Consider the following 21,560-nt stretch of genomic DNA (forward strand, 5'->3'; position numbering starts at 1 on the left):
GACGGCCGCGCCAGTAGCATTCGCGCCGGCTCAGACCTGGCGCGCCACCATCATCTTCTTCACTTCCGCGATCGCCTTGGCCGGGTTCAGGCCCTTCGGGCAGGCATTCGCGCAGTTCATGATGGTGTGGCAGCGATAGAGCCGGAAGGGGTCTTCCAGATTGTCGAGCCGCTCGCCGGTCGCCTCGTCGCGGCTATCGATCAGCCAGCGATAGGCCTGCAGCAGCGCGGCCGGGCCGAGATAGCGGTCGCCGTTCCACCAGTAGCTCGGGCAGGAGGTCGAGCAGCAGGCGCACAGGATGCACTCGTAGAGCCCGTCGAGCTTCTCGCGGTCGTCCTTGGCCTGGCGCCATTCCTTCTCGGGCGCCGGCGTCGTGGTCTTCAGCCAGGGCTCGATCGAGGCGTGCTGGGCGTAGAAGCGCGTCAGGTCCGGCACAAGGTCCTTGACGACTGGCATATGCGGCAGAGGGTAGATCGCGACCTTGCCCTTGGCGCCGCATTCGTCGATGCCGGTGGTGCAGGCGAGACCGTTCTTGCCGTCCATGTTCATGGCGCAGGAACCGCAGATGCCCTCGCGGCAGGAGCGCCGGAAGGTCAGCGTCGGGTCGACCTTGTTCTTGATCCAGATCAGCGCATCGAGAACCATCGGCCCGCAATCGTCGCGGTCGACATAATAGGTGTCGGTGCGCGGATTCTCGGTGTCGTCCGGGCTCCAGCGATAGACCTTGAATTCGGTCAGCTTCTTGGCGCCGGCCGGCTTCGGCCAGGCCTTGCCCTCGACGAGGCGGGAGTTCTTCGGGAGATTGAATTCAGCCATCGGAAGAGTCCCTCAGTACACCCGCGCCTTGGGCTTGATGTACTCGATGTCGTTGGACATCGTGTAAGTGTGAACCGGCCGGTCATCGAGCGTGATCGTGCGCTTCTCGTCGTCGATCCAGGCGAGCGTGTGCTTCATCCAGTCCTTGTCGTCGCGGTTCGGATAGTCCTCGCGCGCATGGGCGCCGCGGCTTTCCGGACGGTTCAGCGCCGAGTCCATGGTCACGACCGCCTGGGTGATCAGGTTGTCGAATTCCAGGGTCTCGATCAGGTCGGAATTCCAGATCAGCGAACGGTCCTTGGTGCCGATATCGGTGATGCCGTTCCAGACCTCGTGGATGAGCTTGTGGCCCTCTTCCAGCGTGGCGCCCTCGCGATAGACGGCGCAGTTGTTCTGCATCGTCCGCTGCATCCGGTCGCGCAGCACCGCGGTCGGCGTGCCGCCGGAGGCGTTGCGGTACTTGTCGAGGCGGCTGAGCGCGAGGTCCGAGGAGCCCTTGGGCAGCTCAGGCTGCTTCTCGCCCGCCGTCACAGTGTCGGCGCAGCGCAGGCCGGCCGCGCGGCCGAAGACCACGAGGTCGATCAGCGAGTTGGAGCCGAGGCGGTTGGCGCCGTGGACGGAGACGCAAGCCGCCTCGCCGATCGCCATCAGGCCCGGCACCACGGTGTCCGGATCGCCGCCGACCTTGGTCAGCACTTCCCCGTGATAGTTCGTGGGGATGCCGCCCATGTTGTAGTGCACGGTCGGCAGCACCGGGATCGGCTCGCGGGTCACGTCGACGCCAGCGAATATCTTGGCGCTTTCCGAGATGCCCGGCAGGCGCTCGTGCAGGATCTTCGGATCGAGATGGTCGAGATGCAGGTAGATGTGGTCCTTGTCCTTGCCGACGCCGCGGCCAGCCCGGATCTCCATCGTCATCGAGCGCGAGACGACGTCGCGCGAGGCGAGGTCCTTGGCCGAGGGGGCATAGCGCTCCATGAAGCGCTCGCCCTCGGAATTGGTGAGATAGCCGCCCTCGCCGCGCGCGCCTTCGGTGATCAGGCAGCCCGAGCCGTAGATGCCGGTCGGGTGGAACTGCACGAACTCCATGTCCTGCATCGGCAGGCCGGCGCGCAGCACCATGCCGCCGCCGTCGCCGGTGCAGGTATGGGCCGAGGTCGCCGAGAAATAGGCGCGGCCATAGCCGCCGGTCGCCAGGATCGTCTGCTGCGACCGGAAGCGGTGCAGCGTGCCGTCATCGAGCTTGAGCGCGATCACGCCACGGCAATGGCCATCCTCGTCCATGATCAGGTCGATGGCGAAATACTCGATGAAGAACTCGGTATTGTAGCGCAGCGCCTGGCCGTAAAGTGTGTGCAGCATGGCGTGGCCGGTGCGGTCGGCAGCGGCGCAGGTGCGCTGGGCCGGCGGGCCTTCGCCGAATTCGGTGGTCATGCCGCCGAAGGGGCGCTGGTAGATGCGGCCGTCCTCGGTGCGCGAGAAGGGCACGCCCCAGTGCTCGAGCTCGTAGACGGCGGCCGGCGCGTTGCGCACGAGATACTCGATGGCGTCCTGGTCGCCGAGCCAGTCCGACCCCTTCACGGTGTCGTACATATGCCACTGCCAGGTATCCTTGCCCATGTTGCCGAGCGAGGCGGCGACGCCGCCCTGGGCCGCGACGGTGTGCGAGCGGGTCGGGAACACCTTCGAGATGCAGGCGGTGCGCAGGCCGGCCTGCGAACAGCCGACCGTGGCGCGAAGGCCCGCGCCACCGGCGCCGACGACGACGACGTCGAAGGTGTGGTCGGTGATCGGATAGGCGGTGCCGGCATAGGCCGGAACCGGACGGGATTTTGTGATCGCCATCGGATCAGCCTCCAAAAGACAGCTTCAGCACCGCGTAGACGCTGGCCGCGCCCACCGCGATGGCGAAGAAGGTGTTGCCGATCACGGCGAGGACCTTGAGCCCTTCGCTCGTGACGTAATCCTCGATGATGACCTGCATGCCCAGCCGCATATGGATGCAGGCCGAGAGGATGAAGAGCAGCATCAGGATCGCGACGAGAGGGTGCGACAGAAGCGCGACGGCGCCCGGATAGGGCCGGCCGACCAGCGCGATGACGATGCCGACGAAGATCACCGTCAGGATCAGGTTCGAGACGGCGGTGACGCGCTGCAGCCAGAAATGGCCGGTGCCGGACTTGGCGGAGCCGAGGCCGCGGACGCGGCCGAGCGGGGTGCGCATCGAGGAATTGGACAGCATGGCGGGGCTCCTCAGCGCAGGACCAGGGCGGCGATCCAGATCAGGACCGTCAGGCACGCCGAGACGACGAGCGAGAACTTCGCCATGTTCATACGGGTTTCGGGTTCGTAGCCCTTGCCCATGTCCCAGACGAAATGCCTGAGACCGCCGACCATGTGGTGGATCAGCGAGAAGCTGTAGAGGAAAAGCACGAGCCGGCCGAGGAAGGAGCCGGCGATCGCCTGGGCCGTATCGAAGGCAGCAGGACCGGACGCGGCGGCGACCAGCCAGGCGGCGATCAGCACCGTGCCGAGATAGAGCCCCGTACCGGTGACGCGGTGGGCGATCGACATCGCCATCGTCCAGGACCAGCGGTAGATCTGGAGGTGGGGCGAAAGCGGGCGGGCTTGGGGCTTGACCTCGGCCAATATCGTTCTCCGATCAAGCGGCCCGTCGACAAGGACGGACCCATTTGGGATCATTCTAGAGTGACTGGTTGTCTAACGAAACCGTTCCGGCGCTGCAATGCGGCATGCGCATAACGAAGTTACAGATTCTGAAAATCGTCATTTTCTTACGAAAAGCTTACCGCGGCAGCAGCGCCCAGTAGTCGAAATCGAGAATCACGCTGGGATCGTACTGATCTCCGGCCTTGAGCGGGTAATCGCCGCAAGGCCGGTTCTTGGTCGCGACCAGCCGGAGCCGGAGCGCGCCGACATCGCCGCGCCCCGGAATTTCGGCGCTGCCCAGCACTTCGCTCCAGGCATAGACCGTGTCGCCGGCGAAGAGCGGCGCGATATGGCGTCCGCCATTGATCGCGGCGATATGAAAGGCATTGCCGAGCCCGTTGAAGGACAGCGCCCGCGCCAGGCTGATGACATGGCCGCCATAGATCAGGCGCTTGCCGAAGCGGGTCCCTTGCGCCGCATGGGCGTCGAAATGCACCCGTGCCGTGTTCTGGTAGAGCCGCGTCGCGAGCTGATGCTCGGCCTCCTCGACGGTCATGCCGTCGACATGGTCGATCCGCTCTCCGACGGCATAATCGGCCCAGCGGAAGCGCGAACCGGCGAGCGCATCGTCATAACCTGCAAGCTCGATCCGCGGGCAGCCCTCGCCGAGCTGTTCCGGCAGCACGGCCTTGGCCAGCTCGGGCACCTGCTCGGCATGGGCCGGCGTGCCGGGCTCGCGCTTGCGCACCAGCACCCAGCGCGCATAGCTCAGCACGATCTCGCCATGCTGGTTGCGGCCGATCGAGCGGACATAGACGATGCCGGCATCGCCGGCCGAGGTCTGCTTCAGCCCGATGACTTCGGAGGTCGTCGAGAGCGTGTCGCCGGGATAGACCGGCTTGAGGAAGCGCCCATCGGCATAGCCGAGATTGGCGACTGCATTCAGCGAGATATCCGGCACCGTCTTGCCGAAGACAATGTGGAAGACGAGCAGGTCGTCGACCGGCGCCGTGGGATAGCCGATCGCACCCGCGAAAGCGTCCGAGGACTGCACCGCGAAGCGCGAACCGTAGAGCGCCGAATAGAGCGCTGCGTCGCCGGCCCGCACCGTGCGCGGCGTCGCATGAACGATGCTGTCGCCGAGGCGGAAATCCTCGAAGAAACGGCCGGGACTGGTCTTGGGCGTAGAGCCGGACATGCATCGCCTCCTGATGGACGGCGAGTGTGCGTTGCAACCAAGGGCCGCGTCCAGCCCTACGCAACCTGAAGCATCAGCCGACGATGGCAGCGAGCTTCGCCAGGTCGACATTGGCGCCGCAGACGAGAACGCCGAGCCGCTCGCCCTTGGCAGGCTTGTAGGCCCCGCAGAGCAGGGCACCAAGCGCCGCCGCCCCGCCCGGCTCGACTGCGAGGCGGAAATCGCGCCAGAGCACGCCTTGCGCCTCGGTGATCGCCGCATCCGGCACGAGCGCGACATGGTCGACGCTGTCCTTCGTGACGTCATAGACGAGTTGGCCGACATTGCGGGCGCCCAGCGAATCCGCCGCGACCGACGCGACCTTGACCTCGACCGGGCCCTTGGCATCGAAGGCCGCCTGCAGGGCGCGCGATCCCTCCGGCTCGACGCCGACGACCTTGACCTTGCTGCCGGCGAACCAGCTCGCGATACCGGAGATCAGGCCACCGCCGCCGACAGCCACGAGCACCGTGTCGAGATCAGGCTCCTGCAGGTCCCATTCGCGGCCAAGCGTGCCCTGCCCGGTGATGGTCTCCCCTGCCGCAAAGGGATGAATCTTGAGCGCGCCGGACTCCGCGACGAAACGGTCGCAGGCCGCCTGCGCATCGTCGTACTGCGCGCCGCCGACCACGACATCGGCACCGAAGCGCTTGATCGCCTCGATCTTGGCCGCAGGCGAGATTTCCGGCACGAAGATCGTCGCCTTCACCCCGCGCTTCATCGCGGCATAGGCCACGGCCGCGCCGTGATTGCCGCCGGACGCGGCCGAGACGCCTGCCGCTGGCACCGGCAGCGAAAGCAGGTTGTTGAAGGCGCCGCGCGTCTTGAACGAGCCGGCATGCTGCAGGCATTCGAGCTTGAGCGAGACATCCGCCGCGGTGCCGAAGGCGCCCGTGCCCAGCCGCATCACGGGCGTGACCCGCGCATGGGCGGCGATGCGCGCCGCCGCTTCCTCGATCATCGGACGGGTGACGGGGCGTGCGCTCATGGCGATATCCTGCTCAGGCTCGGACACTGGACGATAGGTCCAGATCGCAATCGGAAGCCCGTGGCTATCGCGTCCCGGCGGATCCGGGAAGGGCCGCCCGCGCCCGGCGGCAATGTTCCGGGCGACGACCAGCGCCGCCAGCGCATCGAGCAGGTCGTCGGCGGCTGCCTCGCGCGGCGGGCACGAATTCGCCGTCTCGGCCGGAATACCGGCCGCGACCAACAGGTTCCGACGCTCGGCCAACCCTTCGGGATTGACCACGCCCTTGATCTTCTTGGGGTGAAGCAGCGGCGCACCCCGCATCGTGCGGAAGGCGAGTTCGGGATGAATCTCGAAGACGCGCTCGCGCAGGCCGGGCTCGGATCGCAGCAGCCCGTCGATCTCGCGGATTTTCGGGAACAGGTGAAAGCCCTGCTTCGAGACCTTGCGCGGCGGATCGGAGGCGGCAAACGCCAGCGCGCAGGCCTCCCAATAATCGGTTGCTTCGACCGCCCCTCGCGCGGGGATCGAAAACACCGAGGATTGCCTGTCGCCCAGCAGCGCCCGCACCGCCTGCTCCGGCCCGCGTCCGGAACCTTGCACCCTCTCCGGCAGGCCGATGGGCATGTCGACCGCCACCAGATCAGGCACGATTTCGCCCACGAACAGATCGGCGAAGCGCGGCACGACGCGGATCAGCGGCGCTTCCGACCTTTCATCCGAAGCGAAAGCGGCGATCCAGCCGCCCTTGCAGCCATCAACGCCGGCCAGCCACGCCATCCGTTTCCTCCGCCTTTCGCAGCGCTGGCATTGCATCTGCGTTGCTCTACTGTGCGGTGCAACACCAAGCATTTTCAAGCGAAGTGGACACCGGTTCGCGTGAAGAAAATGCGAGAGCTATGCCCGGCCCGTGTCAGGAGAGAGCATGAGCACGATACGCCCCCGCCGCAGCGCCCTCTATATGCCGGGCTCGAACGCCCGCGCGCTCGAAAAGGCCCGCGAGATCGCGGCCGATGTCCTGATCCTCGACCTCGAGGACGCCGTCGCGCCAGAAGCAAAAGCTGAAGCCCGCGCGCGCGTCTGCGCCGCGGTGAAGGCCGGCGGCTATGGCCGGCGCGAGCTGGTGATCCGCGTCAACGGTGTCGGCACGCCCTGGTTTGCCGACGATCTCGCCGCCGCCGCGGAAGCGAAGCCGCAGGCGATCCTGATCCCGAAGGTTTCAAGCCCGGAGACGCTGCACGAGGTCGGCAACCAGTTGAACGGCCTCTGGGCCGACCCCGCCATCGCGGTCTGGGCGATGATCGAGACACCGCTCGCCATCCTCGATGTCGAGCGCATCGCCCGCGCGGCGCTCGATTCCGTCACGCGGCTCGCCTGCTTCGTGATGGGCACCAACGATCTCGCCAAGGAAACCCGTGCCCGCTTCGTGCCCGGCCGCGCGCCGATGCTGCCCTGGCTGACCAGCGCGCTGCTCGCCGCTCGCGCCCATGGCATCGACATCCTCGACGGCGTCTATAACGACATCAAGGACGAGGCCGGTTTCCTGGCCGAATGCGAGCAGGGCCGCGATCTCGGCTTCGACGGCCGCACGCTGATTCATCCCTCGCAGGTCGCGGTGGCCAATGCGGCCTTCGCGCCGGACGAGGCCGAGCTGGTGAAGGCTCGGGCCGTGATCGCCGCCTTCGATCTGCCGGAGAATGCCGGCAAGGGCGCGATCCAGCTCGACGGCCGCATGGTCGAGCTGCTGCACGCCGATATGGCGAGACGCACGGTCGCGCTGGCGGAAGCGATTGCCGCGTAGCGCGGCGAAAGAGTAACTTATCCGTGAGGAGCCTGATACGCGCTTTGTATCAACTATGGCACGCGCCCAGATACTCCCGCCCGCTCACAAAGCGATGTTTCTCGCCCTCTAGATAGTGGGCAAGCCGCTTCAAGCGATAATGGTCTCTATTGAAGGAGTAGATCGAATCGAGTCCGGCTCCAGATTCGACGAAGTTTACGAGGTCATCCGCCGACATGTCACTGCGAAAGCCTTCGTCATCGCAATAGAATGAGATTTCCACGTCATCGATGACTATCGACGGGCTTGGGTAGCCCGCATCATCAATCAATTTAACACGGACCCGATCAATGTCGGCGATCGCAGAAACAAACGCGGAAACACGGGACTTTCCGGTTAGCCCGTCCAATGACATAACAATGTCATTGGTGACCTTGGCGGCTTGCCCCGACAAACTGCTGGCACTCTCGATCTGAAACCATTCGCAATGCGGCGGCCCCTCAAAGCTGATCGAGACTTCGAGGTGATCGCGATAGTACCAATAGTGGGGGAACGGAGCGTCACCGTCTTGGCTGCCGGCCACCTCCCACCACATCGGTGGTCCGAGTATCTTTGCCACCTCGTTCAGCGCCATACCCGGAGCCAACGGCCCCAGCCTGCCAGTCTCAAGAAACGCGACGAGAGAGGTCATAATCAAGGATCTGCCTCCAACGCGGCGACCTCAGCCCTTCGCAGCCTTCGCCCGCTGGATGCCCTCGACGATCAGCTTCTTGGCATGGGCGGCATCACCCCAGCCCTTGAGCTTCACCCATTTGCCGGGCTCGAGATCCTTGTAGTGCTCGAAGAAGTGCTGGATCTGGTCGAGCGTGATCTTCGGCAGGTCGGTATAGTTATGGACGTTCTCGTAGCGCTTGGTCAGCTTCGGCACCGGCACGGCGAGGATTTTCTCGTCGCCGCCGGCCTCGTCCTCCATCAGCATCACGCCGATCGGCCGCACCGCGATATAGGAGCCCGGCACCAGCGGGCGGGTATTGGCGACCAGCACATCGCAGGGATCGCCGTCTTCCGAGAGCGTATGCGGAATGAAGCCATAGTTCCCGGGATAGCGCATCGGCGTGTAGAGGAAGCGGTCGACGAAGAGCGTGCCGGCGTCCTTGTCCATCTCGTACTTGATCGGCTCGCCGCCGATCGCCACTTCGATCAGGACATTCACTTCTTCGGGCGGGTTCTTGCCGATGGAGATGGCGTCGATGCGCATGCTGGAACCTGTCGCTTGGGAATTTCGCCGGGCCTTATGCAAGTTCGCGGCGAAAACGCCAAGTCCTTCCGTCGCGCTTGGTGACCGGACGATTTGCGCAGACGCGCCCGCGCTGCTATCCGGCGCCCCATGAACAGCCCCGAGACCAGGCCGTGCTGAGCCGCCTGCGCCCCGACGAAGAGCGCTATGCCCGCCGCATGGCCCGCATCGCCCGCTGGGACCGGCCGATCGAGGGTCGCGGCCAGCGCCTGCGCGCCTGGGCCAACATGCTGCTGGTCGATCACGGCATCTTTCGGCTCGCCTATCTCAACGCGCATCGCGTCACGCCGCGGCTCTGGCGCGCGGCCCAGCCGGCGCCGGGCCAGATCGCGGCCTTCGGCCGCAAGGGCGTGAAGACCATCGTCAACCTGCGTGGCGGACGCGAGCACGGCTCCTGGCCGCTGCAGAAGGAAGCCTGCGAGCGCCACGGCATCAAGCTCGTCGATTTCGTGCTGCGCTCGCGCGGCGCGCCGGATCGCGAGACCATCCTCGCCGCCAAGGCATTTTTTGAAAGCCTCGACGAGCCGGCACTGGTGCATTGCAAGTCGGGCGCCGACCGGGCCGGGTTCTTCTCGGCGCTCTACCTGCTGGTCCATGAGGGGCGCCCGCTCGACGAGGCCATGCGCCAGCTCTCGCTGCGCTACGGCCATTTCCGCTTCGCCAAGACCGGCATCCTCGACGCCTTCTTCGAGGCCTATGGCCGCGAAGGCGAGGCGAAGGGCATCGCCTTCCTGGATTGGGTCGCGACCGTCTACGACCCCGAGCGGCTAGAGCGCGAATTCAAGCCCGGACTCTTTTCCTCACTGGTCGCCGACAGACTGATCCGGCGCGAATAGCCCTCAGCGGGTAGCCCCCGAAGCAGCGAGACCATCGGATGGCGCCTCGGTGGAATCGTCGAGATGCAGCCAGATGAAGACGGTATGCGTCAGCGTCCGCAGGATCGAGATGGCGCCGATCGTCAGAAGCAGCTCCGGCGACAGGGCGCGGAACCAAGCCATTGCCGCCAGGATCGCGACCAGTGCCGCCGCATTGATCGCCACCTGCCAGAAGGGCTGGCGCGACAGCGTCGCGACTTCCTGAAGCGGCGCGAGGACGGCGATTCCGATGTAGAACGCCGCCAGCAGCGCGATGACGTCGCCGAGGTCCTGCCACTGCGTTCCGATCAGCCAGTGATCGGCCACGAGCGAAGCAACGGCGATGACGCTGAACAGGACGGTCGCGCCGATGATCAGGCCAAGCGCCATGAGCCGCGCCCAGAAGCGCCGGCGCCGGCCGGCATAGGAGCGCAGCCGGTTGAGTACGAGCGGGATCGACACGGTGGCGAACATCTGGCTCGGCATGTCCAGCAGCCGCATCGAGAGCGCGACCTGCGCCGCGAGCACGGTATTGCTGGCATAGGGCAGCGCCAGGAGCGGCGCGATCGCGAAACCATAGGCCAGAAGCGCCGACGGCAGCAGGGCCCGCGGCGCGTCCCGCCAGCGGACCGCCGCCTCGGCAAGGCTGCGCCAGGACCAGAGCGCCGGGCGGACCAGCGCAGCGATCGAATCCCGGCGCCGCCACAGGAGATAGGCCGCCGCCAGGACATGCCCGAGCGCATCGGCCATGAACAGCGTCAGCGCCTTCGGCCCGAAGATCGCGATCAGAGCGAGCATGATCGCCGGCTGCACCATCGCCTGGACGACATTGCTGTTGCCGATGGCGCGGAAATCTCCCTCCGCCGTCGCTTCCGACCAGAGCAGGCGCAGCACCGAGCGCGCCGCCAACGACACCAGGAAGAAGAAGGCGACCGCTGGCGCGACCCAGCCGGTCGCGACAAGCCCGACCAGAACGAGGCTGGTAACGGCAAGGAAGGCCACGCCGACGGCCGCCGCGAGCCGGAAGGCGAGGCCGAGCCGGGCGCGGTCGCTGTTCTGGAAGAACACGGCTTCCAGCCGCAGCAGCGAGGCGATCGAGATGAAGTTCGCAGCCGAGGAAAAGACCGCAAAGGCAGCGAAGACGAAAGGCGGGCACAAGGCGGCCGCGATGATCAGGCCCCAGACCGAGATCAGCCGTGCCTGGATGAAGCGCAGGCCGAGCAGGAGCGCCGAGCCCAGAGCCGGAGCCCGCCTCGCCACGAACCTGCGGCCGGCCGCGATGGTCAGCCCCGGGCGTCCATGCGGCAGATGGGCCCGGTCCATGGTGACATGTGCGGCCATCGAGACCCCCATCGTCGTACCGTTGGACTGGCTCTCGCCGGCCATGTCCGCCACGCCGTCCGAAGGGTCTCGGTCGCGGGAAACGGTCATGCCCGACGGGCCTTCTGCCGCGAAGGCTGCGTCAACATGGTTAACGAATGGTGAATTTCGCTCATCGCCTTCATCGGTGGCCGCATCGCGCGGTTTCTGCCGCGCGATGCATGAACCGGACACCGTGTCGTTTTTACGACTCAGGCGAATGTCGTCTTGAGCGCCTCGAACCGCGCCAGTTGATCCGGCAGCAGTTGCCGCGCGGCATCGCGCCGCACGAAGACCTTGAACATCACCTCGCCGGCGCCGTTGAAGAACTGCACCGAGCAGGCGCGCCGGCCCTGCGCCGTCGACCGGTCGACCAGATAGATCGCGCGGCAGTTCTCGGCCTTGATATGCCCGCCGATCGGGCTATCGCCATGGATGTTGTAGTAGCCGTGGCCGAAGCTGCCGACGGGCAGCGAGCCCTCGCATTCCAGCACGATGTCGGGCGTGTGCATCAGGAACAGCACGGTGCCCCAGGTCGCCAGCTCCTTCCAGACATCCTCGAAGCGCTCGGGCGCGACGAGCTGGCGCTGCGCCTCGGGCAGGAGTTCGAGCACGGCGCGCGTCGAGACCTTGGCCTCGCGCGCGACAGCCTCGATCAGGCCTTCCGGCTTGGCGGCAAGCAGGGCGCGCGCATGCTCCATCGGATCGCGCGCGATGGTGTCGGAGGTCGTCATCGCCCGGGCCTCACTCGGCCGCCTGGCGGGGCAGATGCGGGTTGCTCTCGCTCAGGACGGTCTCGAAGCCCTCGAATTCGGGATGGCCGAGATACATCGGCTTCGGGCGCGGCTGGCCGGCATTGCGATGCGATTCTCGGAACTGCTCGGACTTGGTCCAGGCCGTGAAATCCTCCTTCGATGCCCAGCTCGTATGCGAGGAATAGAGCGTGTGATCGTCCTTTTCCGGCCCCTTGAGCAGGTGGAAGGAGAGGAAGCCCGGCATCTCGTCGAGACGGGTCTTGCGCGAGGACCAGACCGTCTCGAAGGCGGCTTCCTCGCCCTTGACGACCTTGAAGCGATTCATGGCGATGAACATCGGTAAACCCTGCATCTGACGCGCCGGAAATGGCGGAAACGAACGAACGAAGCCGGGCAATGGCCATCCTGATCGAGCGCCTCCGGAACGGAGGCTCGCCCCGGACATGCGCGTCACCGGAAACCGACCGCCCGACGATATCGCCTGACGAGGCCGGTTGCGCATCGGCATTGCCCTTGACCCCTTGTAGTAAAGCCTCATATCAGCGTCAATAATACTACAAAGCAGATCTTGTTTTGAATAATTAAAAACAGGATCTACCTTGTATTGAATCACTTTAAACTGCCTACGACCTTCTTGCCCGGGCGCCCCTGCCGGTAAATCCCGCCGTTTGCGCCCCAATGGAGTTGCGATATGTCCGGCTCGCGCACCACCTCAGCGCATCGCGGCCTTCGGCAGCCGAACCGCCGCGAGCTGACGGCAGCACTAGCCTTGAGTGCCTTCGGCCTCGGTGGACTCGCGCTCTCCCCCGCCCTGCCGGGCGCAGCCCTTGCCCAGACGCCGGACCGCATCGTCGTCGCCGGCGGCGTCATCACCGAGGTGATCTACGCGCTCGGCCTGCAGAACCGCATCGTCGGCATCGACTCGACCAGCCAGTTCCCGCCCGAAGCGCTGAAGCAGAAGGCCAATGTCGGCTATGTCCGCGCGCTCTCGGCCGAGGGCGTGCTCTCGCTGAAGCCGTCGCTGATCATGCTCATCGATGGCGCCGGCCCGCCGGACGCGGTCTCGTTGCTCACCGAATCCGGCGTGAAGATCGCGCGCATCGCCGACGGGCTGACACCGGAAGGCGTCACCGCCAAGATCGCGGCGATCGGCGCCGCGATCGGCGCCGGGGCTCCGGCCGAACGCCTGGCAGCACAGACCAAGGCACGCTTCGACGAGCTGGCGACCCTGCGCTCCGGCATTGCGAAGAAGAAGCGCGTCCTCTTCCTGCTCTCGCTGCAGAACGGCCGCGCCATGGTCGGCGGCCGCAACAGCTCGGCCGACGGCATCATCGCGCTCGCGGGCGGCATCAATGCCGCCGACGCGATCGAAGGCTACAAGCCGATGACGGACGAGGCGATCGCCGCCGCGGCTCCCGACATGGTCCTGATGATGCGCAACAGCAGCGCCCATAACGTCACGCCGGACGAGCTCTTCGCGATGCCCGCCTTCTCCCAGGTCCCGGCCGCCAGCAACAAGCGGCTGGTGCATATGGACGGGCTCTACCTGCTCGGCTTCGGACCGCGCACGCCGATGGCGGCCCGCGACCTGATGGCGGCGATCCATCCGGAAGCCTCGATCCCGCCGCTCAAGACCGCAGCCGCACCGTGACCCTCGCGGCACCGTCCCCGACCATGGCCACGACAACCCTGACGACGCTGATCGCGGGCCGGCGCCGCACCGGCCTGCTCGCGGTCGTCGGGCTCACGCTCGCCTGCCTGCTCCTCACCATCGTCGCCGTCGGCCAGGGCGCGATCTCGATCGCGCCGGGCCGTGTCGCCGAGATCCTGATGGCGCGTCTCACAGGTGACACAAGCCTGCTCGAAGGACGCGACGTCCTCGTTGTCCTCAATATCCGCCTGCCGCGCGTGCTGCTCGGCCTGCTCGTCGGTGCCGGTCTCGCCGTGTCCGGCGCGCTGATGCAGGGCCTGTTCCGCAACCCGCTCGCCGATCCCGGCCTCGTCGGCGTCTCCAGCGGCGCCGGGCTTGCGGCGGCCGCCACCATCGTCCTCGGCGACCGTTTCCTCGCCGGCACGATGATGAAGCTGCCCTTCGCCGCTCTTCCGGTCGGCGCCTTCTGCGGTGGCCTGATCACGACGCTCGCGCTTTATCTGATCGCGACGCGCGGCGGCCGGACCTCGGTCGCGACCATGTTGCTTGCCGGTGTCGCGCTCGGCGCCATGGCGGGCGCCCTCACCGGCCTGCTCTCCTTCATCTCGGACGACCGGCAGTTGCGCGACCTGACCTTCTGGTCGCTGGGAAGCCTCGGCGGCGCGAGCTGGACGAAGCTCTCCGTGGTCGCGCCGATCATCGTGCCGCTGCTCCTGCTGATGCCGCTGCTGGCGCGCGGCCTGAACGGGCTGATGCTCGGAGAGGCCGAGGCCTATCACCTCGGCATCCCCGTCCAGCGCATCAAGGCGCTGGCGATCCTGCTGGTCGCGCTCGCGGTCGGCGCCAGCGTCGCCTCCGCGGGTATGGTCGGCTTCGTCGGCATCGTCGTACCGCACCTGATCCGTCTCTCGGTCGGCCCGGATCACCGCCTGCTGCTGCCGCTCTCGGCTCTGGGCGGCGCAATGCTGCTGGTCGGTGCCGATATCGTCGCCCGCCTCGTCGTCGTGCCCGCGGAACTGCCGATCGGCATCGTCACCGCCACGATCGGCGCGCCCTTCTTCCTCTGGCTGCTGCTGCGCCGCACGAGCCTGATCGATGTCTGACGCGAACCCGATCCTCTCCGGCCACGGCGTCAGCTTCCTCGCAAGCGGGCGCAAGCTCGTCGCCGATGCCAGCCTGGAACTCAACGGCGGCACGACCACGATCCTGATCGGCCCGAACGGCGCCGGTAAATCGACCCTGCTCAAGCTCCTGACCGGCGAAACCAAGCCGGCCGGCGGCGAGATCCGTATCGCCGGCGAGCCGCTCACGGCGGTTCCGGCCTGGCGCCTCGCCTGCCTGCGCGCGGTGATGGCCCAGCATGCCCGCCTCGTCTTTCCCTTCAGCGTCTACGAAGTCGCGAGCCTCGGCGTCGACGGCATCGGCCGGGCGCTGACGCGCCAGCGGCGCGAGACGATCGTCGCCGAGAGCCTTGCGGCAGCCGGCGTGATCGACCTCGCCGGCCGGCGCTACCAGACGCTCTCCGGCGGTGAGCAGCAGCGCGTGCAGTTCGCCCGCGTGCTCTGCCAGCTCGAGGCCGGCCGCAGCGTCGCCGAGCGGCAGGTGCTCTTCCTCGACGAGCCGATCGCCAGCCTCGACCTCTGCCACCAGCTCGCCCTGCTCGACATGGCCCGCAGCATCGCCGCGCGCGGCGTCGCGGTACTGATCGTGCTGCACGATCTCAACCTCGCGGTGACCTATGCCGATCATCTCGTGGTGATGGATCAGGGCCACATCATCGCGCAGGGGCCGCCGGCGAAAACGCTCGACGATGCCCTTCTGCGCCAGGTCTTCAAGGTCGACCTGACATTGAGCCGGGCGCCTGCTCCCGGCCTGCCCTTCCTGCTGCCGCAGCAGCACCGCGCCCGGCCGGCGGCCTGAGAAGCTGATTCACCGGCGATTCATCCTGAATCGTCGCTTCACCATATCGCTCAACCCGCACTTCACGGCTGCGGCACCAGAACTCTCGCAGTTTCGAGCGGGAGTTCCGGACATGCTCAGACATATCGCCGTTGCCACCATCGCCCTGTCGGCAGCCGGCGCGGCCGCGCCGCCCGCTGAGGCGCGCGAGGTCGTCGGCATGCGTGACGGGCGCTTCGACCCCGGCACCATCGTGATCCGCACCGGCGAGCGGAAGCTCTACTATGTCGTCTCGCCCGGCGAGGCCATCCGCTACACCATCGCCGTCGGCAAGGCCGGCAAGCAGTGGCGCGGCGTCAAATATGTCGAGGAATTGCAGGTCGATCCGGCCTGGAGCCCGCCGGCCGAGGTCAAGCGCGACAATCCGCGCCTGCCCGACGTCATCCCCGGCGGCTCGCCGCGCAACCCGATGGGCGCCCGCGTCATCGGGCTCGGGCCGACCGGGCAATACGCCATCCACGGCACCAACATGCCCAACACCATCGGCACCGCCGCATCCTATGGCTGCTTCCGCATGCACAACCAGGACGTGATCGACCTCTACGCCCGCGTCCGCATGGGCACGCCGGTCGTCGTCCTGCCCTGAACCGTCAGAGAGGCACGCCGGCAGGCATCGGGCGGCCCGCAAAGAACGCCTTGAGATTGCCGAGGAGCGTTCGCAACTGGGCCTTCTTGGCGTCCTGCGAGCTCGCGGCGATATGCGGCGTCAGCACGACGTTGTCGAGCTTACGCAGCCGCTCCGGCACATGCGGCTCCACAGCGAAGACATCCAGCGCCGCGCCGCCGATCCGTTTCTGTTCGAGGGCAAGGCAGAGCGCCTCTTCGTCGATGACGAGGCCGCGCGAGATGTTCACGACATAGCCCTCCGACCCGAGCGCGTTCAGGACGGTATCGTCGACGGCATGGCGCGTCTCGGCGCTGGCCCGGACGGCGATCATCAGCACGTCCGCCCAGATGGCGAGGCCGAGCAGGCTGTCATGGAACTGGTACGGTAGATCCGGCTTGGGCGAGCGGCTGTGATAGCCGACCTCCATCTCGAAGGCCGCCGCCCGGCTCGCGATCTTGCTGCCGATGGCGCCGAGCCCATAGATGCCGACCCTGCGGCCGGCGAGATCCGGCGTATTCGAGACCGGCTCGATCCCCCGGCCCGTCCACAGACCGTCGCGCACGAAGCGGTCGCCGCGTCCGATGCCGCGCATCGCATTGAGCATGAGACCGACCGCGAATTCCGCGACGCTGCGCGCATTGGCATCGGCAGCGTTGCAAAGCTGGATGCCACGCGCCTTGGCCGCCGCGGCATCGACCCCTTCGATCCCCGTGCCATAGCAGGCGATCAGTTCGAGTTTCGGCAGGGCGTCCATCAGCTCCGCGCTGGTCCGGCGCCCGCCATAGGTCACCAGCGCGCGTGCTTCCTTCGCCTCGACCGGAATACCCGCGGCATCGTCGCCATAAACTGGTCCGATCACCGTGTAACTCTGCTTCAGGCTTGCGATCGCATCATCGGCAAGGCGCGGCATCATCAGGATCGTCGGCTTCATCACAAGGCTCCGGGAGATGCTGCATCGCAGCACCGCGCGGAACTTTGCTCAACCCATGCTGGCGTTGGCCCCGTCATCCGCACCGCGCATTCCGGCCTTCGACCAAAGATTGGGCCAAGCTGTTCCAAAATCCCGAAATCGTCGGCGTTGCCCTCTCGCCGACCGCGCAGAACCGCGTTAACCTCCGCCCCGCGACACGTAACCACCCGTACGCTCGTGCGGGTCAGGAAGGGGCTATCAGATGGACCATCTCGCCGACGTGAAGAAATTCGCCAGGAAGCCGCTCAACGAAGCGGCCTTTGCCGGCATGTCGAAATCCTATGCGCTCGTGATGAGCAAGCCCGACACCCGCTACGTCGCCTGCTCGGATCCGGCCGAGCTCGATCGCGTCCGTGAAAACTTCCTGAAGAAGAAGCTCGGCCTCAAGTCCGGCGATCTCGACGGCTCCGTCAAGGCGATCTGCGAGCACATGAAGGCCGACAAGACCAAGTCCCGCCTGACCTTCTACTACCTGCTGGCCGAACATCACGGAAAGCTCGACCTCTTCGTCAAGAAGTAGGGCCGCAGCCCGGCGACGCGCCGGGCGACTTCCCCGACATTCGACAAGACGGGAGGCCGGCACCGAAGCCGGCCGAATTCCCGTCAATCGCGATAAAGGTCTGCGCGCGTCAGCGGCAGGCTGGACGCGCCCTTGCGGCGCTTCGAGACCAGCGTCTGGTTGATCAGCGCCCCGCCGCGCTCGAAGGCAAGCGAGCACCCGGCGAGATAAAGCAGCCACATCCGCGTCCGTTCCGGCCCGATCTCGGCCTCGGCCTTGGCCTTGTTGGCCTCCAGCCGCTCCCACCACAGCCGCGTCGTGCGCTGGTAATGCTCGCGCCAGCCCTCGACGTCGTGGACCTCGAAGCCGTGGCGCTCGAGATTGGCGATCGACATGCCCAGATGATCGAGCTCGCCGCCCGGAAAGATGTAGCGCACCAGCGCGCGATACTCCGCCGGCATCTTGTTGAAGGCCTTCTCGGTCTTCTTGGCGCGGCGCGAGATGGTGTGGTGCAGGTAGAGCCCCCGCGGCCGGAGCAAACGGTTCACCGTGCTGAAATACGCGGGATAGTTGCGGATGCCGACCTGCTCGAACATGCCGATCGAGGAGATCTTGTCGAACTCGCCCTCCATCTGCGTGTAGTCCCGCAGGTGCAGCGTCACCTTGTCCTGCAGGCCCCAGCGCTCGACCTTTTCACGCGCGTATTTGAGCTGCTCCTCGGCCAGCGTCACGCCATGGGCCTCGACGCCGTAATAGCGCGCGGCATGGCAGACCAGCGCGCCCCAGCCGCAACCGATATCGAGGAAGCGGTCGCCGGGCTTCAGCCGCAGCTTGCGGCAGATCATGTCGAGCTTGTCCTGCTGCGCCCGGCCGATATCGCCGTGCTCCCCCGTGAAATAGGCGCAGGTGTAGACCATCTCCTCATCGAGGAAGAGCCGGTAGAAATCGTTCGAGACGTCGTAGTGATAGGCGACATTGGCCTTGTTCGTCGCCGGGTCGCCGTCGCGCGCGATCTCGTCGCCCTTGCGGTGGTTGACCGCATCATCGGCCTTGCCGGGCGCGAAGAGGAAGCGGCGGACGAAGTCGAAGACAGCGCTTTTCGGGATGTTGCGCGCGAGCCTGCCGACCTTGCCCTCCGGCCGCGCCGCCGCGAGATCGAAGATCGAGCCGTTCAGGATCGAGAGCCGGTCGGCGATATGCAGGTGGAGCACGGTGTCGAGCTTCGGCTTGCGGATCAGCGCGGCCATCACGCCGGCATCGGCGATGCCGATGGCCAGCCCGTCGCTCGGCCAGGAGGCCGGAACCATGCTGCCGTCCCAGAGCCGGAAGCCGAGTTTCAGGCCGAGCTTCTCATGCGCCTCGGCAAGAAGGCGGCGCAGGGCCGCGAGGCGCTTGTCATTGCTGTCCATCAGGCGAATCCGCTGCTATCCGGCTGCTGTTTGGACGCAAGAGCACAAATTGGCAATGTTCGGGCAAGGTTACGCCGCGCTGGCGCATCAGAAGTCGCTGGCGATGCCCTTCACTTCCCAGTCGTCATAGCGCACCGGCTCCAACCCGCCGCGGCCGTTGACCTCACGCTGTTTGGCGACCTCGGCTGCATGGGCGTCGATCGCGGCGCGGCGCGCGACCGCCTCCGCCAGGGCGCGCTGCGCGGCGGGGGACAGAGCCTTGGTCTCAGCGGCATCCGCCGGCCTGTCCTGATCGGTCTTCTCGGGCATTTCGGCGCGCTTCCTTGCAGGATTCTCTTGCAGGATCGGGATAGCCCTCACCACATAGGGCACGACGCTCGCAGATGCGAGGGTCCGCGCAGACACGCGCCAGAGAAGGGGCTTCGATGAATTACGTTCGCACCGGCATGTTGATGGCGGGCCTGACGGCGCTGTTCGGCGCGGTCGGCTATCTGCTCGGCGGCGGGGGCGGCATGCTGATGGCGCTCGGCTTTGCCGCCGTGACCAATCTCTTCAGCTACTGGAATTCCGACCGTCTGGCGCTCGCCGCCCAGAATGCCCAGGAGGTCGACGAGCGTAGCGCGCCGGAGCTCTATGGGATGGTGCGCGACCTCGCCGCCCGCGCGAACATGCCGATGCCGCGCGTCTACCTGATCCAGGAAGACCAGCCCAACGCCTTTGCCACCGGCCGCAACCCGCAGAACGCGGCCGTCGCGGCGACGACCGGCATCCTGCGCACGCTGACCTATGAGGAACTGGCCGGCGTGATGGCGCACGAACTCGCGCATATCAAGAACCACGACACGCTGACCATGACGATCACCGCGACCTTCGCGGGCGCGATCTCCTCGCTCGTCACCTTCGGCATGTTCTTCGGCTCGCGCGACAACCGCCCGAACTTCATCGTCCAGATCCTGCTCTCGATCCTCGCCCCGATGGCCGCCGCCCTCATTCAGATGGCGATCTCGCGCTCGCGCGAGTACGAAGCGGACAAGCTCGGCGGCGAAATCTGCGGCAATCCGGTCTGGCTTGCCGACGCGCTCGCCAAGATCGCGGCCGGCGTCCAGAACATCCCCAACGAGACAGCCGAGGCCAAGCCTGCTACGGCGCACATGTTCATCATCAATCCCTTGACCGGCGGCGGCATGGATAATCTGTTTTCGACTCATCCCGACACCGGCAACCGTATCGCCGCCCTGATGGAACAGGCGCGTGCGCTCGGTATCGGCCGCCGCAATGCTGGCACCGGCTTCACCGCCCAGGCCAGCGACAGCCCGTGGGGTAATTCTCCGCGCCAGCCTGGCCCGTGGGGCTGAGATGGCCAGCCAATCCTCCTCGCACCGCCCGCCCCAGCCGGAGACGCCGGTCAAGCTCGACGATGCGCCGGGCCTGCCCGCTCGCCGTCTCGCAGCCGCGGTCATCGACGAAGTCCTGCGCGCCCGCGTTGCGCTCGACGAGACACTGGAACGGATGCTGCCGGAATCCGGGCTCGACGCGGCCGATGCGAGCCTCGCCCGCGCCATCGTGGTGACGGCCTTCCGCCGCCTCGGCACGGTCCAGCAGGCGATCAATGCGCGGCTCGACCGCGGCAGCCCGCGCAAATCCGGGCCGTTCGAGCCGATCGTGACGGCCGCAGCCGCCCAGATCCTCTTCCTCGACGTGCCGGACCATGCCGCCGTCGATATCGCCATCCGGCAATTGCACGAGGACCCGCGCTCGGCCCGCTACGCCGCGCTCGGCAATGCCGTGCTGCGCCGCCTCGCCCGCGAGCGCGACGCCGTTCTGGCCGAAGCTCAGGCGGAAGTCTTCGGCGATACGCCCGACTGGCTGATCGAGAGCTGGTGCGCGGCCTATGGCGAGGACACCGCTGCCGCGATAGCGCAGAGCCACCGCGAGGAGCCGCCGCTCGACCTCTCCGTCAAGGCCGGCGCTGCCGGCTGGGCCGAGAAGCTCGACGGCATCGCCTTGCCGATCGGCTCGGTGCGCCTGCGCGAGCGCCAGGCCATCGCCGGCCTGCCCGGCTTCGACGAAGGCGACTGGTGGGTGCAGGATGCCGCCGCCGCCCTGCCGGTGAAGCTCCTCGCTCCAAAACCGGGCGAACGCATCGCCGATCTCTGCGCAGCGCCGGGCGGCAAAACCGCCCAGATCGCAGCGGCCGGCGCCAATGTCACCGCGCTCGATCGCTCCGGCCCGCGCCTGCGCCGCCTCAAGGCCAATTTGGCCCGGCTCGGCCTCACCGCCGAGGTGGTGACCGCCGATGCCGTGACCTGGAAGGCCGAGCCCTTCGACGCCGTGCTGCTCGATGCGCCCTGCAGCGCGACCGGCACGATCCGCCGTCACCCCGACGTCGCCTGGACCAAGCTGCCCGAAGATCGCGACCGGCTCGCCGCCCTGCAGGCACGCTTGTTCGACGCCGCCGCCGCGCTGACGAAGCCCGGCGGACGCCTCGTCTATTGCACCTGTTCGCTCGAACCGCAGGAAGGCGAGGAGCAGACCACAGCCTTTCTCGCCCGCAATCCCCAGTTTCGTCGCGAAGCGGTTCGCCCGGAGGAAATCGGCGGTTTGACGGAAGCAATCGACGCCAACGGCGATATCCGGACCCTGCCGCATCAATTGCAGGGCGAAACGCCACGCCTTTCCGGATGGGCGGGATTTTACGCAACCCGCCTGATCAGGCTATGACGGAGCCGG

The 21,560-nt window shown here is 66.8% G+C and carries 23 protein-coding genes; 9 read left to right on the plus strand and 14 right to left on the minus strand.

The genetic code is table 11. The features are described from left to right. Positions 1-30 precede the first annotated feature (30 nt). From Q9235_RS20760 to Q9235_RS20785, 6 genes are all read right to left on the minus strand, one after another. A complete protein-coding gene (locus Q9235_RS20760) occupies positions 31-816 on the minus strand; it encodes a succinate dehydrogenase iron-sulfur subunit (protein WP_293795214.1) in 786 nt (261 codons plus the stop codon). A 12-nt stretch (positions 817-828) separates the two neighbouring features. Beyond that, complete coding sequence (sdhA, locus tag Q9235_RS20765; protein WP_306223714.1) at positions 829-2,661, minus strand: succinate dehydrogenase flavoprotein subunit; 1,833 nt, start codon at positions 2,659-2,661, stop codon at positions 829-831. 4 nt (positions 2,662-2,665) lie between these two features. Then, complete coding sequence (gene sdhD / locus Q9235_RS20770; protein ID WP_306223715.1) at positions 2,666-3,058, minus strand: succinate dehydrogenase, hydrophobic membrane anchor protein; 393 nt, start codon at positions 3,056-3,058, stop codon at positions 2,666-2,668. Between the two features lie 11 nt (positions 3,059-3,069). Continuing rightward, complete coding sequence (gene sdhC / locus Q9235_RS20775; protein ID WP_306228376.1) at positions 3,070-3,468, minus strand: succinate dehydrogenase, cytochrome b556 subunit; 399 nt, start codon at positions 3,466-3,468, stop codon at positions 3,070-3,072. A gap of 154 nt (positions 3,469-3,622) precedes the next feature. After that, the gene (locus tag Q9235_RS20780) at positions 3,623-4,684 is read right to left on the minus strand and encodes a MaoC family dehydratase (RefSeq protein WP_306223716.1); all 1,062 of its coding nucleotides are present in this window, start codon (positions 4,682-4,684) and stop codon (positions 3,623-3,625) included. 73 nt (positions 4,685-4,757) lie between these two features. After that, positions 4,758-6,542 carry a serine/threonine dehydratase gene (locus tag Q9235_RS20785; RefSeq protein WP_306228377.1) on the minus strand — a complete coding sequence of 595 codons (1,785 nt, stop codon included), beginning with the start codon at positions 6,540-6,542 and terminating at the stop codon, positions 4,758-4,760. Between the two features lie 73 nt (positions 6,543-6,615). Here Q9235_RS20785 and Q9235_RS20790 point away from each other — a divergent pair, with 73 nt between their 5' ends. Next, positions 6,616-7,491 carry an HpcH/HpaI aldolase/citrate lyase family protein gene (locus Q9235_RS20790; protein ID WP_306223717.1) on the plus strand — a complete coding sequence of 292 codons (876 nt, stop codon included), beginning with the start codon at positions 6,616-6,618 and terminating at the stop codon, positions 7,489-7,491. A 49-nt stretch (positions 7,492-7,540) separates the two neighbouring features. Here Q9235_RS20790 and Q9235_RS20795 read toward each other — a convergent pair whose 3' ends face one another. Both Q9235_RS20795 and ppa read right to left on the minus strand, forming a co-directional pair. Then, the gene (locus Q9235_RS20795; protein WP_306223718.1) at positions 7,541-8,161 is read right to left on the minus strand and encodes a hypothetical protein; all 621 of its coding nucleotides are present in this window, start codon (positions 8,159-8,161) and stop codon (positions 7,541-7,543) included. 30 nt (positions 8,162-8,191) lie between these two features. After that, positions 8,192-8,728, minus strand: coding sequence for an inorganic diphosphatase (ppa, locus tag Q9235_RS20800; protein WP_306223719.1), 537 nt, complete (start codon positions 8,726-8,728; stop codon positions 8,192-8,194). 152 nt (positions 8,729-8,880) lie between these two features. Here ppa and Q9235_RS20805 point away from each other — a divergent pair, with 152 nt between their 5' ends. Next, positions 8,881-9,603, plus strand: coding sequence for a fused DSP-PTPase phosphatase/NAD kinase-like protein (locus Q9235_RS20805; RefSeq protein WP_306223720.1), 723 nt, complete (start codon positions 8,881-8,883; stop codon positions 9,601-9,603). 3 nt (positions 9,604-9,606) lie between these two features. Here the strand turns inward: Q9235_RS20805 and Q9235_RS20810 are convergent, their stop codons facing one another. The 3 genes from Q9235_RS20810 to hmuQ form a co-directional block, all read right to left on the minus strand. Next, a complete protein-coding gene (locus Q9235_RS20810) occupies positions 9,607-11,052 on the minus strand; it encodes a hypothetical protein (protein WP_306223721.1) in 1,446 nt (481 codons plus the stop codon). Between the two features lie 140 nt (positions 11,053-11,192). Continuing rightward, complete coding sequence (gene hutX, locus Q9235_RS20815) at positions 11,193-11,714, minus strand: heme utilization cystosolic carrier protein HutX (protein WP_306223722.1); 522 nt, start codon at positions 11,712-11,714, stop codon at positions 11,193-11,195. A gap of 10 nt (positions 11,715-11,724) precedes the next feature. Beyond that, positions 11,725-12,072 (minus strand): heme-degrading protein HmuQ, encoded by a 348-nt coding sequence (gene hmuQ, locus Q9235_RS20820; RefSeq protein WP_306223723.1) that lies wholly within the window; start codon positions 12,070-12,072, stop codon positions 11,725-11,727. Positions 12,073-12,426: 354 nt separating this feature from the next. On the opposite strand from hmuQ, the gene Q9235_RS20825 reads away from it, so the two are divergent. The 4 genes from Q9235_RS20825 to Q9235_RS20840 all read left to right on the plus strand — a co-directional run bounded on the left by Q9235_RS20825 (position 12,427) and on the right by Q9235_RS20840 (position 15,931). Next, positions 12,427-13,386, plus strand: coding sequence for a heme/hemin ABC transporter substrate-binding protein (locus tag Q9235_RS20825; protein ID WP_306223724.1), 960 nt, complete (start codon positions 12,427-12,429; stop codon positions 13,384-13,386). Positions 13,387-13,409: 23 nt separating this feature from the next. Then, the gene (locus Q9235_RS20830; protein ID WP_306223725.1) at positions 13,410-14,489 is read left to right on the plus strand and encodes a FecCD family ABC transporter permease; all 1,080 of its coding nucleotides are present in this window, start codon (positions 13,410-13,412) and stop codon (positions 14,487-14,489) included. Then, positions 14,482-15,306 carry a heme ABC transporter ATP-binding protein gene (locus tag Q9235_RS20835; protein ID WP_306223726.1) on the plus strand — a complete coding sequence of 275 codons (825 nt, stop codon included), beginning with the start codon at positions 14,482-14,484 and terminating at the stop codon, positions 15,304-15,306. The genes Q9235_RS20830 and Q9235_RS20835 overlap by 8 nt, the downstream gene beginning before the upstream one ends. A 112-nt stretch (positions 15,307-15,418) precedes the next feature. Further along, positions 15,419-15,931, plus strand: coding sequence for a L,D-transpeptidase (locus Q9235_RS20840; RefSeq protein ID WP_306223727.1), 513 nt, complete (start codon positions 15,419-15,421; stop codon positions 15,929-15,931). 4 nt (positions 15,932-15,935) lie between these two features. Here the strand turns inward: Q9235_RS20840 and Q9235_RS20845 are convergent, their stop codons facing one another. Beyond that, complete coding sequence (locus Q9235_RS20845) at positions 15,936-16,883, minus strand: 2-hydroxyacid dehydrogenase (protein WP_306223728.1); 948 nt, start codon at positions 16,881-16,883, stop codon at positions 15,936-15,938. Between the two features lie 241 nt (positions 16,884-17,124). Between Q9235_RS20845 and Q9235_RS20850 the strand changes: the two genes are divergently transcribed. After that, positions 17,125-17,442 carry a DUF2853 family protein gene (locus tag Q9235_RS20850; RefSeq protein ID WP_306223729.1) on the plus strand — a complete coding sequence of 106 codons (318 nt, stop codon included), beginning with the start codon at positions 17,125-17,127 and terminating at the stop codon, positions 17,440-17,442. An 83-nt stretch (positions 17,443-17,525) separates the two neighbouring features. Here Q9235_RS20850 and Q9235_RS20855 read toward each other — a convergent pair whose 3' ends face one another. Together Q9235_RS20855 and Q9235_RS20860 are read right to left on the minus strand one after the other, a co-directional pair. Continuing rightward, positions 17,526-18,830, minus strand: a complete 1,305-nt coding sequence (locus Q9235_RS20855; RefSeq protein ID WP_306223730.1) for a class I SAM-dependent methyltransferase — start codon at positions 18,828-18,830, stop codon at positions 17,526-17,528. An 87-nt stretch (positions 18,831-18,917) separates the two neighbouring features. Further along, entirely contained in the window at positions 18,918-19,139 is a 222-nt protein-coding gene (locus Q9235_RS20860) for a DUF1674 domain-containing protein (RefSeq protein ID WP_306223731.1), read from the minus strand. A gap of 116 nt (positions 19,140-19,255) precedes the next feature. Here Q9235_RS20860 and htpX point away from each other — a divergent pair, with 116 nt between their 5' ends. After that, entirely contained in the window at positions 19,256-20,185 is a 930-nt protein-coding gene (htpX, locus tag Q9235_RS20865) for a zinc metalloprotease HtpX (protein WP_306223733.1), read from the plus strand. A gap of 1 nt (position 20,186) precedes the next feature. Beyond that, positions 20,187-21,551: an RsmB/NOP family class I SAM-dependent RNA methyltransferase gene (locus Q9235_RS20870; protein ID WP_306223734.1), complete on the plus strand. Its 1,365-nt coding sequence runs from the start codon at positions 20,187-20,189 to the stop codon at positions 21,549-21,551. Positions 21,552-21,560: the final 9 nt, after the last annotated feature.

The sequence above is a fragment of the Bosea beijingensis genome (genome assembly GCF_030758975.1).
GTDB lineage: Bacteria > Pseudomonadota > Alphaproteobacteria > Rhizobiales > Beijerinckiaceae > Allobosea > Allobosea beijingensis.

Coding starts and splice junctions, on each gene's coding strand:
- Q9235_RS20790 (WP_306223717.1), top strand. CDS start 6,616: ATGAGCACGATACGCCCCCGCCGCAGCGCCCTCTATATGCCGGGCTCG.
- hmuQ (WP_306223723.1), bottom strand. CDS start 12,072: ATGTTCATCGCCATGAATCGCTTCAAGGTCGTCAAGGGCGAGGAAGCC.
- hutX (WP_306223722.1), bottom strand. CDS start 11,714: ATGACGACCTCCGACACCATCGCGCGCGATCCGATGGAGCATGCGCGC.
- Q9235_RS20795 (WP_306223718.1), bottom strand. CDS start 8,161: ATGACCTCTCTCGTCGCGTTTCTTGAGACTGGCAGGCTGGGGCCGTTG.
- Q9235_RS20760 (WP_293795214.1), bottom strand. CDS start 816: ATGGCTGAATTCAATCTCCCGAAGAACTCCCGCCTCGTCGAGGGCAAG.
- Q9235_RS20855 (WP_306223730.1), bottom strand. CDS start 18,830: ATGGACAGCAATGACAAGCGCCTCGCGGCCCTGCGCCGCCTTCTTGCC.
- Q9235_RS20835 (WP_306223726.1), top strand. CDS start 14,482: ATGTCTGACGCGAACCCGATCCTCTCCGGCCACGGCGTCAGCTTCCTC.
- Q9235_RS20825 (WP_306223724.1), top strand. CDS start 12,427: ATGTCCGGCTCGCGCACCACCTCAGCGCATCGCGGCCTTCGGCAGCCG.
- Q9235_RS20870 (WP_306223734.1), top strand. CDS start 20,187: ATGGCCAGCCAATCCTCCTCGCACCGCCCGCCCCAGCCGGAGACGCCG.
- Q9235_RS20840 (WP_306223727.1), top strand. CDS start 15,419: ATGCTCAGACATATCGCCGTTGCCACCATCGCCCTGTCGGCAGCCGGC.
- Q9235_RS20780 (WP_306223716.1), bottom strand. CDS start 4,684: ATGTCCGGCTCTACGCCCAAGACCAGTCCCGGCCGTTTCTTCGAGGAT.
- Q9235_RS20850 (WP_306223729.1), top strand. CDS start 17,125: ATGGACCATCTCGCCGACGTGAAGAAATTCGCCAGGAAGCCGCTCAAC.
- ppa (WP_306223719.1), bottom strand. CDS start 8,728: ATGCGCATCGACGCCATCTCCATCGGCAAGAACCCGCCCGAAGAAGTG.
- sdhD (WP_306223715.1), bottom strand. CDS start 3,058: ATGCTGTCCAATTCCTCGATGCGCACCCCGCTCGGCCGCGTCCGCGGC.
- Q9235_RS20810 (WP_306223721.1), bottom strand. CDS start 11,052: ATGACCGTTTCCCGCGACCGAGACCCTTCGGACGGCGTGGCGGACATG.
- Q9235_RS20785 (WP_306228377.1), bottom strand. CDS start 6,542: ATGCTTGGTGTTGCACCGCACAGTAGAGCAACGCAGATGCAATGCCAG.
- sdhA (WP_306223714.1), bottom strand. CDS start 2,661: ATGGCGATCACAAAATCCCGTCCGGTTCCGGCCTATGCCGGCACCGCC.
- Q9235_RS20845 (WP_306223728.1), bottom strand. CDS start 16,883: ATGAAGCCGACGATCCTGATGATGCCGCGCCTTGCCGATGATGCGATC.
- htpX (WP_306223733.1), top strand. CDS start 19,256: ATGAATTACGTTCGCACCGGCATGTTGATGGCGGGCCTGACGGCGCTG.
- Q9235_RS20830 (WP_306223725.1), top strand. CDS start 13,410: ATGGCCACGACAACCCTGACGACGCTGATCGCGGGCCGGCGCCGCACC.
- Q9235_RS20860 (WP_306223731.1), bottom strand. CDS start 19,139: ATGCCCGAGAAGACCGATCAGGACAGGCCGGCGGATGCCGCTGAGACC.